This window comes from Mesorhizobium sp. M0227 (assembly GCF_040321855.1).
Taxonomy (GTDB): domain Bacteria; phylum Pseudomonadota; class Alphaproteobacteria; order Rhizobiales; family Rhizobiaceae; genus Mesorhizobium.
Window position 1 is genome coordinate 56259 of record NZ_JAMYSJ010000017.1, and the last position, 12031, is coordinate 68289.

Annotated in this window: 9 protein-coding genes; 6 read left to right on the forward strand and 3 right to left on the reverse strand. The window is 63.4% G+C overall.

Annotated elements, in window-relative coordinates; translation table 11 throughout:
* Positions 1 to 45: 45 nt before the first annotated feature.
* The 4 genes from NKJ00_RS21830 to NKJ00_RS21845 all read left to right on the forward strand — a co-directional run bounded on the left by NKJ00_RS21830 (position 46) and on the right by NKJ00_RS21845 (position 4767).
* Entirely contained in the window at positions 46 to 1851 is a 1806-nt protein-coding gene (locus NKJ00_RS21830) for an IlvD/Edd family dehydratase (RefSeq protein WP_023811496.1), read from the forward strand.
* A 250-nt stretch (positions 1852 to 2101) separates the two neighbouring features.
* A complete protein-coding gene (locus tag NKJ00_RS21835) occupies positions 2102 to 2920 on the forward strand; it encodes a chromate resistance protein ChrB domain-containing protein (RefSeq protein WP_127290063.1) in 819 nt (272 codons plus the stop codon).
* Positions 2917 to 4305, forward strand: coding sequence for a chromate efflux transporter (gene chrA / locus NKJ00_RS21840; RefSeq protein ID WP_352610804.1), 1389 nt, complete (start codon positions 2917 to 2919; stop codon positions 4303 to 4305). The genes NKJ00_RS21835 and chrA overlap by 4 nt, the downstream gene beginning before the upstream one ends.
* 63 nt (positions 4306 to 4368) lie before the next feature.
* Complete coding sequence (locus tag NKJ00_RS21845) at positions 4369 to 4767, forward strand: hypothetical protein (protein WP_023811493.1); 399 nt, start codon at positions 4369 to 4371, stop codon at positions 4765 to 4767.
* A 46-nt stretch (positions 4768 to 4813) separates the two neighbouring features.
* On the opposite strand, the gene NKJ00_RS21850 is transcribed toward NKJ00_RS21845, so the two are convergent.
* From NKJ00_RS21850 to pdxR, 3 genes are all read right to left on the reverse strand, one after another.
* Positions 4814 to 6043, reverse strand: coding sequence for an aromatic ring-hydroxylating oxygenase subunit alpha (locus NKJ00_RS21850; RefSeq protein WP_023811492.1), 1230 nt, complete (start codon positions 6041 to 6043; stop codon positions 4814 to 4816).
* Positions 6044 to 6107: 64 nt separating this feature from the next.
* Positions 6108 to 7697, reverse strand: a complete 1590-nt coding sequence (locus NKJ00_RS21855) for a trimethylamine methyltransferase family protein (RefSeq protein ID WP_352439702.1) — start codon at positions 7695 to 7697, stop codon at positions 6108 to 6110.
* Between the two features lie 189 nt (positions 7698 to 7886).
* Complete coding sequence (pdxR, locus tag NKJ00_RS21860; RefSeq protein WP_023811490.1) at positions 7887 to 9380, reverse strand: MocR-like pyridoxine biosynthesis transcription factor PdxR; 1494 nt, start codon at positions 9378 to 9380, stop codon at positions 7887 to 7889.
* Positions 9381 to 9650: 270 nt separating this feature from the next.
* On the opposite strand from pdxR, the gene pgi reads away from it, so the two are divergent.
* Together pgi and NKJ00_RS21870 are read left to right on the forward strand one after the other, a co-directional pair.
* On the forward strand, positions 9651 to 11300 hold the full coding sequence (gene pgi / locus NKJ00_RS21865; protein ID WP_502895826.1) for a glucose-6-phosphate isomerase: 1650 nt from the start codon (positions 9651 to 9653) through the stop codon (positions 11298 to 11300).
* 5 nt (positions 11301 to 11305) lie between these two features.
* Positions 11306 to 12028 (forward strand): HAD family hydrolase, encoded by a 723-nt coding sequence (locus NKJ00_RS21870; protein ID WP_128304850.1) that lies wholly within the window; start codon positions 11306 to 11308, stop codon positions 12026 to 12028.
* Positions 12029 to 12031 lie beyond the last annotated feature (3 nt).

Here is a 12031-nt window from a genome sequence, read left to right on the forward strand (position 1 = left end):
CCGCGCGTTGCCATATCGATTTGTCTTACAAATACGGAGACCATGATGGCAGGCGCCCCCACCCACAAGAAAAAATTTCGCTCGCAGGAGTGGTTCGACAATCCCGACAATCCGGGCATGACGGCGCTCTATCTCGAGCGCTATCTCAATTACGGCCTGACGCGCGCCGAACTGATGTCCGGCAAGCCGCTGATCGGCATCGCACAGACCGGCTCGGATCTGTCGCCTTGCAACCGTCACCATATCGAACTCGCCAAGCGTGTGCGCGAAGGCATCGTCTCGATGGGCGGCATTCCTTTCGAATTCCCCTGCCATCCGATCCAGGAGACCGGCAAGCGCCCCACCGCGGCACTTGACCGCAACCTTGCCTATCTCAGCCTTGTCGAAGTGCTCTACGGCTATCCGCTCGATGGCGTCGTGCTCACCATCGGTTGCGACAAGACGACGCCGGCGCTACTGATGGCGGCGGCCACCGTCAACATCCCGGCGATCGCGCTGTCGGTCGGGCCGATGCTCAATGGCTGGCACAAGGGCAAGCGCACCGGCTCCGGCACCATCGTCTGGGAATCGCGCCAGCGCCTGTCGGCCGGCGAGATCGATTATGACGAGTTCATGGACATCGTCGCCTCGTCGGCGCCGTCCACCGGTTATTGCAACACCATGGGCACCGCCACCACGATGAACTCGCTGGCCGAAGCGCTTGGCATGCAGTTGCCGGGCTCGGCCGCGATTCCCGCGCCCTACCGCGAGCGCGGCCAGATTTCCTATGAGACCGGAAAGCGCATCGTCGAGATGGTGCATGAGGATCTGAAGCCGTCCGACATCATGACGAGAGAAGCTTTCGAGAACGCTATCGTCGTCAATTCGGCCATTGGCGGCTCGACCAACGCGCCGATCCACCTCAACGCCATCGCGCGCCACCTTGGAGTCAAGCTCGACAATGACGACTGGCAGACGGTCGGCCTCAATGTGCCGCTACTGGTCAATTTGCAGCCGACGGGCGAATACCTTGGCGAGGACTACCACCATGCCGGCGGCGTGCCGGCGGTCATCGCCGAACTGATGAAGGGCGGGCTGTTGCCGCATCCCGGCGCGCGCACCGTCAACGGCAAGTCGATCGGTGAGAATAGCGAGGGCGTCGCCAACGAAAATCCCGACGTCATCCGCTCTGTCGCCAAGCCGCTGAAGGCCAATGCCGGCTTCATCAATCTTCGGGGCAATCTGTTCGATTCGGCGATCATGAAGACCAGCGGCATCTCGCCGGAATTCCGCGAACGCTATCTCTCCAACCCCAAGGATCCCGAGGCTTTCGAAGGCAACGCCATGGTTTTCGATGGGCCGGAGGATTACCACGCCCGCATCGACGACCCGGCGCAAGGCATCGACGAACACACCATCCTGTTCATGCGCGGCGCTGGCCCGGTCGGCTATCCAGGCGGTGCCGAAGTCGTCAACATGCAGCCGCCGGCCTATCTCATCAAGAAGGGCATCCACGCGCTCGCTTGCATCGGGGACGGCCGCCAGTCGGGTACGTCGGGTTCGCCATCGATCCTCAACGCCTCGCCGGAAGCGGCGATCGGCGGCGGACTGGCGCTGCTCAAGACGGGCGACAGGGTCCGCATCGACTTGCGTAAGGGCACGGCCGACATCCTCGTTACCGACGACGAGATCACCCGGCGCCGCGCCGAACTGCAGAACAATGGTGGCTTCCACTATCCCAAGCACCAGACACCCTGGCAGGAGATCCAGCGCGGCATGGTCGCGCAGTTCTCGGAGGGAATGGTGCTGAAGCCGGCGGTGAAGTATCAGGACGTCGCGCACACCAGCGGCGTTCCCAGAGACAATCACTGATTGCTCCGGGGACAATCACTGATTGCTCCGGGGACAATCATTGATTCTGGATCGACGGATGGCGGCTTGATCAAATCAAGCCGCCGTCGGTTTTCCGGTCAGCGTGTTGCCGGGTAGGTCGAGAACGGTCACCGTCCTTGACAAGCGCGCCCAACAAATCCACCATCATGACAAGGGGTGCATCGCGACGACCCCGTGAGGCGTCAGCCCAACGTTCGCGTCCAAGCTTCTCTTCCAGGAGGTGGACGCCATGCCGTCAACAACCGCTATCACTGTATCGCAACTGTCCCGGCTCATCGGTCTGCCGGGCGCGCCTGTCATTATCGATGTTCGCATCGATGACGATTTCGACGCCGACCCGCGCCTGTTGCCGGCTTCGTGCCGGCGCGATTTCAAAACCGTTTCGACCTGGGCGGCCGCATTCGCCGGCAAGCCGGTGGCCGTCGTATGCCAGAAGGGGCAAAAGCTCTCGCAAGGCGTCGTTGCATGGCTGCGCCATGAGGGGATATCAGCCGAATCCCTTGAAAGCGGGTTTGAGGCCTGGCGCGATGCCGGGGGACTTCTGGTCCGCACCGCCAAAATGCCGCCGCGCAATGAAAAGGGCGCCACCGTCTGGGTGACGCGATCGCGCCCGAAGGTCGACCGCATCGCTTGCCCATGGCTGATCCGGCGTTTCCTCGACCCCGACGCGGTGTTCCTGTTTGTCGAGCCCGCTGAAGTATTGGCTGTTGCCGACCGCTTTCAGGCCGTGCCGTTCGACATCGACAATGTGTTCTGGAGCCATCGTGGCGAACGCTGCACCTTCGACACGATGATCGAGGAGTTCGGGTTGGAATCCGAGGCGCTCGATCGCCTCGCCGTAATCGTGCGCGCGGCCGACACCGCAAGCCTCGACTTGGTGCCCCAGGCGGCCGGTTTTCTGGCTGCCTCGCTGGGTCTGTCGCGTATGTACCGCGACGATCTGGAACAACTGGAAGCAGGCATGCTGCTCTACGACGCGTTCTTCCGCTGGTGTCGCGACGCCACCGAAGAAACGCACAACTGGCCCGCTGCGGGTAAGCCGTCATGACCATTCTTGTCCCCGACAACAAGGCGGTGGCCGTCGAGCCGCCGGCTGCGCCGACCTTCGCGGAAGCCACGAAGGTCTGGGCGAGGATCGGATTGCTCAGCTTCGGCGGACCTGCCGGGCAGATCGCGCTGATGCACAAGGAGCTGGTCGAGGACCGGCGCTGGATCGGTGAACAGCGCTTCCTGCATGCGTTGAACTACTGCATGTTGCTGCCTGGCCCGGAAGCCCAGCAACTCGCCATCTATGTCGGCTGGCTGCTGCACAGGACGATCGGCGGCCTTGTCGCCGGCATCCTGTTCGTCGTGCCGGGCGCGCTGGTCATGCTCGTCTTGAGCAGCCTTTACATGCTCTACGGCGACATGCCACTCGTCGCGGCGCTGTTTTTCGGGGTGAAGGCGGCGGTGCTTGCCATCGTCATCGAGGCGGTGATCCGGATCGGACGGCGCGCCCTCAAGAACCGGGTCATGGTGTCGATCGCGGTCGCGGCGTTCATCGCCATCTATGCGTTGAATGTGCCGTTTCCGCTCATCGTCTTGTTCGCCGGCCTGACGGGATGGCTGGGGGATCGCATTGCTCCCGGCCTGTTTTCCGGCTCGGCCCATGGCAAGGACGATGTTGCCGACTTCAAGGGAGCGGTCGACCTGATGTTCGAACGCGGCGAACTCGCCCATGTCAAACCGACCAAATGGCATGCGCCGCGCACCGTCGCCATCTGGCTGCCGCTCTGGCTCGGGCCTGTTCTTTTGATCTGGTGGTTCACCGGCTCTGCAAGCGTCTGGACCGAGATAGGCCGGTTCTTCAGTCTCATGGCTGTCGTCACCTTCGGTGGCGCCTATGCGGTGCTTGCCTATGTCGCGCAGGCAGCCGTCCAGTCCTTCGGCTGGCTGGCCCCTGGTGAAATGGTTGATGGCCTTGGGCTTGCCGAAACGACGCCGGGGCCGCTCATCCTGGTGCTGCAGTTCGTCGGCTTCATCGCCGCGTTCCGCCACTCCGGCTCGCTGGACCCGTTGCTTGCCGGATCGCTGGGGGCGTTGCTCACCCTGTGGGTGACGTTCACGCCCTGCTTTTTCTGGATATTCCTCGGGGCGCCCTACATCGAGGCGTTGCGCGGCAACAAGGCACTGTCGGCCGCACTGGGCGCGATCACCGCCGCAATTGTCGGGGTGATTATGAATCTGGCCCTATGGTTTGGCTTGCACGTCATCTTCCGTGAGGTGCATGCGACGGGTCTTGGCATGAATGTGCCGGTGCTTTCGTCGATCGACTGGCGTGCGGCCTTGCTTTCGGGTGCCGCCATGATCGCCATCCTGAAGCTGAAGATCGGCATGCTGGCGACACTCGCGCTATCCGCCCTTGCAGGGGTCTTGCTGGCGGCGGCTGGTTAGATAGCACCGCCTTTGTAATTCGCTTGCCCACCACCTAAGTGGGCTGGAACGGAAGGAGACATCATGGCCGGACGGCGCTCTTCCCTCGGCTTCCTCGGAATGTTCGGCCGCTCGGGCGACTTGAGGCAGCTCGACGATGCATTGCGCGGCGCGGATCTGCATCCAGCCCTTGTGCCGGAGGGCGTGAAGCTTACCCTGGTCAATCTCATGAAGGATCGCTGGCCCGACGAGCCGCCACGGGGTACCTATGCGTCGGTGGCACAATTATGCAGCTATTGCATCGCGGGTCCCGAAACCTTCGAGCAAGCCAATGGCCATCAGCGGACGCTGGAAGCCGAGCGCCGCATCGAGGCGGCGCTTGAAACCGGCGACAGCCTCGACGCGCAGATCGTGCTGATGACACTGCATGCCAAGCTCATCAACCCCGAAGTCGTCGACCGATACGGGCTCAGCGCGGAATGACGCGAAAGGCAAGATCTGCCTGATCCTCCTAAGGCAGCCGAACCGTTCAGGCCCGGCTGATCTCCTCGAGATACCAGCCGATGTAGCGCAGTTCGTTGTATTCCATCGGCGCGATAGGTCCGGGCACGAAATAGTGCGAGCGCACGCCGCGCGCGGTGTGCTCGATGATCTTCTTGTCTTCGTCGGTGGTGACCTTCCATAGCCAGGTCAGCTTCTCCAGATCGTAATCCTGACCCTCGACCGCGTCGCCGCGCACCAGCCAGATCAGTTCCATCTCGCATGTACCAGCCGTTTTCGGGATGAATCGGTAGATCATGCCGTGATCGGGATAGCAGACGAGAAAGGTCGTGCCGCCGAGATGGATGGAAGTGACGCCACCGTCATAGTCGGTGAAGCGGCCCATCAGCGGGGCCACCGGAGAGCCGTCCTGGCTGCCGCTCGAAACGCCGTCATAGAGCGCGTAGCGGAAGGTGTCGATTGCTTCCTGACCGGCCGCCGAGTTCTGCCAGCGGTTGGCGCTGCCGATCTCGATGCCGAGCGCGCAGGTGCGCTGCTCCATCGCCGCATTGAGCTGCTCGATCATCTCGGCCGGTTTTTCCAGCGCATGCGTCTGCGAATATTCCGGATGCGCCGGTCCGCAATGGTAGCATTCGACATAGTTCTCGACGGCGAGCTTCCAGTTGGCGTCGAGCGGATAGGACTGACGATACGCCACCTTGGCGTCGCCCCAGCCATATTGGCCGCAACTCGTGCGCAGCGACTGTTCGATCGGATCGAAATCGAGCGGCGTCTCGGCGAAGGAAATGAAGACCAGCCCGGAGGCGACGCGGACATGAAGCTTCTTCAGCCCGTGCGCCGAGCGGTCGAAATCCTTCGGCATCAGGCGGGCAGCGCGCAATGAGCCGTCATTGGAATAGCTCCAGGCGTGGTAGGGGCACACGAACATCTTCGCGTTGCCCTTTTCCTTGGTGCAGACCTCGGCGCCGCGGTGGCGGCAGACATTGAGCATGGCATGCACGGTGCCATCCATGCCGCGTGTCAGGATGACCGCCTCGTCGCCCAGTTTGAACAGCTCGAAATCGCCCGGGTTCGCGATGACGCTGGCATGGGCCAGGCAGTGCCAGTGGCGGCGAAAGACACGTTCCATGTCGCGCTCGAAGATTGCCTGGTCATGATAGAAGGCACGCACCAGGCCGTGACCTGGCCGATGAGATGCCACCAGCCGATCGATCGCGTCGCCGTCTGTGTGGGCTTGCTGGATAGGATGCACACTCATTTGTCGTTCTGCCCGATGGTTGATCCTGGGTGGTGGCTGCATGGCTGCACGAACTCGTCTCCGGTCAGCCGCCCATTTGCGTGCGCGGCAGGTGGATCAGGTTGCCGAAACGGGCACGCAATCTGTCGTCGACCTGTTTTGGCACATGGCGCGGAAATCGTTCGGCAAGAATGCGTTTCTTCTCGGTGATCGCACGCAGCAATATATCAGGCCGGCCCTTTTCGTTCCATTCCTTCGGCGAGGAACGATCGCCGAGGGCGGGATAGAAGTGCTCGGTCTGCATCAGCTTGAGCGTTTGTTCGTTGTCGAGATAGTGGCCCGGACCCTTGAGGCAGACCTCGGCGATGCTGTCGATCGACAGGGCCTCGTCGGTCACGTCGATGCCACGCGCGCAGCCCAGGCAATGACCGAGCATGTCGTTGTCGATGACCAGGCTCTCCAGGCAGAAGCCGAGCAGCGAGGCATGCATGCCGGCCGCCTCGTAGACGAGGTTGAGGCCGGAGAGGCCGGCCATCACATTGGTGATGCCTTTTTCGTAGCCGGACTGAATATCGGGCAATTTCGAATCAGTCATGCCGGCGGCGGAGCCGCCGGGCAGGTCGTAGAATTGCGCCATCTGGGCACAGGCCGCCGTTGCCACCGACTGCTCGGCCGACCCGCCCGCCATGGCGCCGGTGCGCAGGTCCGACATGAACGGCCAGGCGCCGAAGATCGCCGGATGGCCGGGCTTGAGCGCGTTGACATAGACCAGGCCGGCCAGCACTTCGGCCACCGCCTGCACGACGGCGCCGGCCATCGCCGCGGGTGCCGTGGTGCCGGACTGGCCGGTCGACAGCAGCAGGATCGGGATGCCGCCTTCAACGCAGGCCTCAAGCACGCCGCAGGCATCCTCGGCGAATTTCATCGGCGGCACGACGAATGAGTTGGAGTTGGAAACGAATGGCCGGGCGCGGAAATTCTCCTCGCCGCCGGCGATGGCGTACAGCATTTCAAGCGCAGGCTTCACGTTCTCACGCACGGTGAAGGATGTTCCGACGTGCTTCGATGTTCCCATCACACAGGCATAAAGCGTGTTGAAATCCATCTCGAGCGGATCGGCGATGTCGCGCGCCACCATCGGCCGCTGGAAGAAATGGATGTTGTCCAGCCCATCGACGATGCGGGCGGCATCATAAATATCCTGCAGCTTGGACTCGCGGTACTCGCGCTTTTCGATATCCACCAGGTGCACGGCGATGCCTGCCGTGCCGTAGTGCACGCGCTTGCCCTGGACCACCATGTCGTGCCTGGGGGCCTGGCCATGAAGTGTGAAATGTCGTGCCGCCCGCTTGATGGTGTCGAGCACGAGCGCGCGCGGAAAGCGGACCCGGCCATCGTCGCCATGGACCGCCCCCACCTTGGTCAGTACCTTTATGCAGGAAGGAATGGCGTTGGCGAAACCCACTGTCTCCAGAAGCGTCAGCACGCCTTCGTGGATACGCTCGCGGTCATCCCCGCGCAGCGGCCCGTAGCCGCCGCCCTCGATGGCCTTGTGCTGTGGTCTGGTATCCTCCACTAGGGGAGATGATCGCATGGCATGTCCTGTTTCGCGAAGACCGGAGCGTTGTGGACGACGGTTCGCCGGCGTGTCCTGCTGTTCGACAGCCACTGGCATGGAAGCACTCCACCTTCGTCGGCAGGAACTCGTGGCGGTTGGTCCACCATCGGCCTGCTTCTTCCCCTGACGCCGACTATGCCGCCGGCACTGGCCCATCCTATGGGCCAGCTGGCCCAGTTCCATGTGCCAGAACTAAAATACCGGAGCCGCTGCGAGCGGCTCCGGTCACGAGAGATCAACGATGGATCAGGCGGCTGCGGGTCTGCGTCCGGCGGCCGTGGCCAGTTCGCGAATGCCTGGCTCGATGTGCTGCAGTGCGATCGACGAGATGCCCAGCCGCATGAAACGCGAAGGCTTTTCAGTGCGATCGAAGAAACGGTCGCCTGGCTCGATGATGACGCTGCGCGAGGCCGCTGCCTCGGCCAGCCCGCGCGAATCGGTGCCGCGCGGCCCTTCGAGCCACAGCGACGTGCCGCCGGCCGAATCGGTCGAGCGCCATTCCGGCAGGAAGGCGGAAATCGCATGGACCAGCCGCTTGCGCCGTTCGTCGAAGGCCGACGACAGCCGCCGCACCAGCGCCTCGTGGTGGCCGAGCGACAGGAACAGCGCGACGGCGCGCTGGTTGTTCGCCGGCGGATGACGCAGCATGAAGCGGCGCAGCGCCCTGAGTTCCGCGATCAGTCCCGCGGACGCCACGATGTAGCCGAGCCGCAGGCCGGGAGCCAGCGTCTTGGACATCGAGCCGACATAGACCACGCGGCCGGAGCGATCGAGGCTCTTCAGCGCTTGCTGCGGTGCCTCGTCGAGAAGCTGGCTGTCATAGCCATCCTCGATGATGATCTGGTTGTAGCGGTTGGCCCGCGCCAGAAGATCCTGCCGCCGCTCAGCCGACAACGGCACCATGGTCGGGCAATGATGGCTGGGCGTGACGAAGACGAAGCCGGAATCATTGGGAATAGAAGCGGTTACGATGCCGGACTGGTCGACCGGCACCGGCTGTATCTCCGCGCCCGCAAGGCGGAAGATCGAGCGGGCGTCGGGGTAGCCGGGGTCCTCCATCGCCACCTTGGAGCCTTTGGACATCAGCAGCGTCGCCAGCATGTAGAGCGCGTTCTGGGCGCCCAACGTGACGATGATCTCGTCGGGATTGGCGAAGATGCCGCGCCGGGGCAGGAGCCGCGCCTGGATCTGCTCGATCAGCAGCGGATCGTCACGGTCGACCATGTCGGACGCCCAGTTGCGGATTTCCAACACCGCCAGCGCCATGCGGTTGCACTCGCGCCATTCGGCGGTAGGGAACAGCGCCGGATCGAACTGGCCGTAGACGAAGGGGTAGGACGACTTGATCCAGTTCTCGTGCTTGGCCGGCGGCGGCATGTCGCTGGCGAAGATCTTGCGGCGTGCCTTCCAGTCGATCTCGTTGGCCTGGTCGGGCGCCTTCTGGTGCGGCTTGGCCGGTGTCGCCAGCACATCGGGATTGACGAAATGTCCACGCCGCTCGCGCGCCACCAGGAAACCCTGGTCGACGAGCTGCTGGAACGCCAGCACCACGGTTCCGCGCGCCACGCCAAGTTTTTCGGCCAGGATCCGGCAGGAAGGAAGCGGCATCGAAGCGGCGATCTGGCGGTCCAGAATGGCGGCCACGATGGCTTGGCGGATCTGCGCTTGCAGGGTTTGGCCGGATTCAGCCGAAATCCGGAACAGGCCGGACCATATCGCCGTGTCGTTTCGCTGTGGCATGGGAGATTTCCTCGATGGCCAGCCTTTTTCGCTTGGCTGGACCAGCCGAACGTAACCGTGGCACAACGGGTTGCGCCAATCAATTTTTCTGATCGTTGGGATTTATGCCAGTGATCCTTCACGCCATTTTGATGCTGCGCCGCGGCATAGTTGCGTGACTCTGTGCGTCATCGCTGCGCATTGAAACGGGTGGAGTTCGGCCCGATAGATTGTCGCGACGACACGCGCCGGAAACATCCGGTCCGTAATGATGGCTCGAGGTCTCGGAGTTTGGCAGTGGATCAATCGTCCTTTCAAAAACAGCTCGCCGCCTTGCGCGATCACCGCGCTGCAGCGCCCGCCAGCATGCGCCAGGCCTTCGCCGCCGATCCCAAGCGGTTCGTGGAATTCTCCGCCACCGATGGCGATCTGCTGCTCGACTGGTCGAAATGCGCGGTCGATGCGACCGCCATGGAACTGCTGGAAAAGCTCGCCCTGGCCGCCGATCTCGAAGCTCGTCGCGCCGCCATGTTCGCCGGCAAGAAGATCAACGTCACCGAGGACCGTGCCGTGCTGCACACGGCGCTGCGCAACCTGACCGGCAAGGGCGTCACCGTCGATGGCCAGGATGTCAAGGCTGACGTCATCGCCGTGCTCGACGCCATGGGCGCCTTTGCCGATGCCGTGCGCTCCGGCAAGGCGGCCGGCGCCACCGGCAAGAAGATCACCGACATCGTCAACATAGGCATCGGCGGTTCCGATCTCGGCCCGGCCATGGCGACGCTGGCGCTGGCGCCCTATCATGACGGGCCGCGCGCGCATTACGTTTCCAACATCGACGGCGCCCATATCCACGACACGCTGAAGGGGCTGTCCGCCGAGACCACGCTTTTCATCATCGCTTCCAAGACCTTCACCACCGTCGAGACGATGACCAATGCGCAGACGGCGCGCGACTGGGTGCAGAAGGCGCTCGGCAAGGAAGCGGTCGGCAAGCACTTCGCCGCCGTGTCCACTGCGCTCGATCTGGTCGCCAAGTTCGGCATCGCGCCCGATCGCGTCTTCGGCTTCTGGGATTGGGTCGGCGGCCGCTATTCGCTCTGGGGCGCCATCGGCCTGCCGGTGATGATCGCTGTCGGCCCGCGGAATTTTCGCGCCTTCCTCGATGGCGCGCATGAGATGGACGAGCATTTCCGTACCGCACCGGTGCAGGAGAACCTGCCGGCGCTGCTGGGGCTGGTCGGCTGGTGGCATCGCGTCATCTGCGGTTACCCGGCGCGCGCCGTCATCCCTTACGACCAGCGCCTGTCCAGATTGCCCGCCTATCTGCAGCAGCTCGACATGGAATCGAACGGCAAGAGCGTCACCCTCGAAGGCACGGCGGCAACGACGCCGACCGGACCGCTTGTCTGGGGCGAACCCGGCACCAACGGCCAGCATGCCTTCTTCCAGCTGCTGCACCAGGGCACCGATTTCATCCCGGTCGAGTTCCTCGCCGCGGCCGTCGGCCACGAGCCCGATCTCAAGCACCAGCACGATCTGCTGCTCGCCAACTGCCTGGCGCAGTCGGAAGCGCTGATGAAGGGCCGCACGCTGGACGAAGCCCGCGCCCAGATGCTGGCCAAGGGCATGAAGCCGGCCGAGGTCGACAAGATAGCCCCGCACCGCGTCTTCTCCGGCAATCGCCCCTCGGTGACCATCCTTTACCGCAAACTCGACCCGCGCACCTTCGGCCGGCTGATCGCGCTCTACGAGCACCGCGTCTTCGTCGAGGGCACGCTGTTCAACATCAACTCCTTCGACCAGTGGGGCGTCGAACTCGGCAAGGAACTGGCCACCGGCCTTCTGCCTGTCGTAGAGGGCAAGGAAAGTGCCGCCAAGCGGGACGCATCGACCGCAGGCCTTGTGGGATTCATCCACCATTTGCGTGGCTCGGAGTGAAAAGCTTGGCAGACATCAAGGGAATATTGTTCGACAAGGACGGCACGCTTGTCGACTTCAACGCCACCTGGCTCGGCGTTGCCGACTTCATGGCCATGGATGCGTCCGAAGGCGATCGCTGGAAAGCCGACAGGCTGCTGGCCGCCGCCGGCTTCGATTTCGCCAACAAGCGCTTTAAGCCTGACTCGATATTTGCCTCCGGCACCAATCTCGACGTCGTCGAATTGTGGTTTCCGCGCCTCTCCAACGAGGATCAGATGCTGGCGGTCGCCCGCTTCAACGAGATCACCTCGGTGCAAGGCTCGGCGATGGCCGTGGCGCTGCCGGGCATCGTCGACACGCTGACGGCACTGCACAGGAAGTCCTACCGGCTTGGCGTCGCCACCAACGATTCGACCAGCGGCGCGGAAAAGACGCTTGTCACGCTCGGCGTCGCCCAATTGTTCGACGCGGCCTATGGCTACGACGCGGTGGCCAATCCGAAGCCGGCGCCCGACACGATCCTGGCCTTCAGCGATCTCACCGGCCTCAGGCCGGCGGAAATCGCCATGGTCGGCGACAACCGCCACGACCTCGAAATGGCGCGTGCCGGCGGCTGCGGGCTGGCGGTCGGCGTGCTCTCCGGCACCGGAACCCGCGAATCGCTGGCCGGCATTGCCGACGCCATCCTGGATTCCGTTGCCGATCTGCCGGATTTTCTCTCGGCGCGGGTCAAGGAGACGATCTGATCC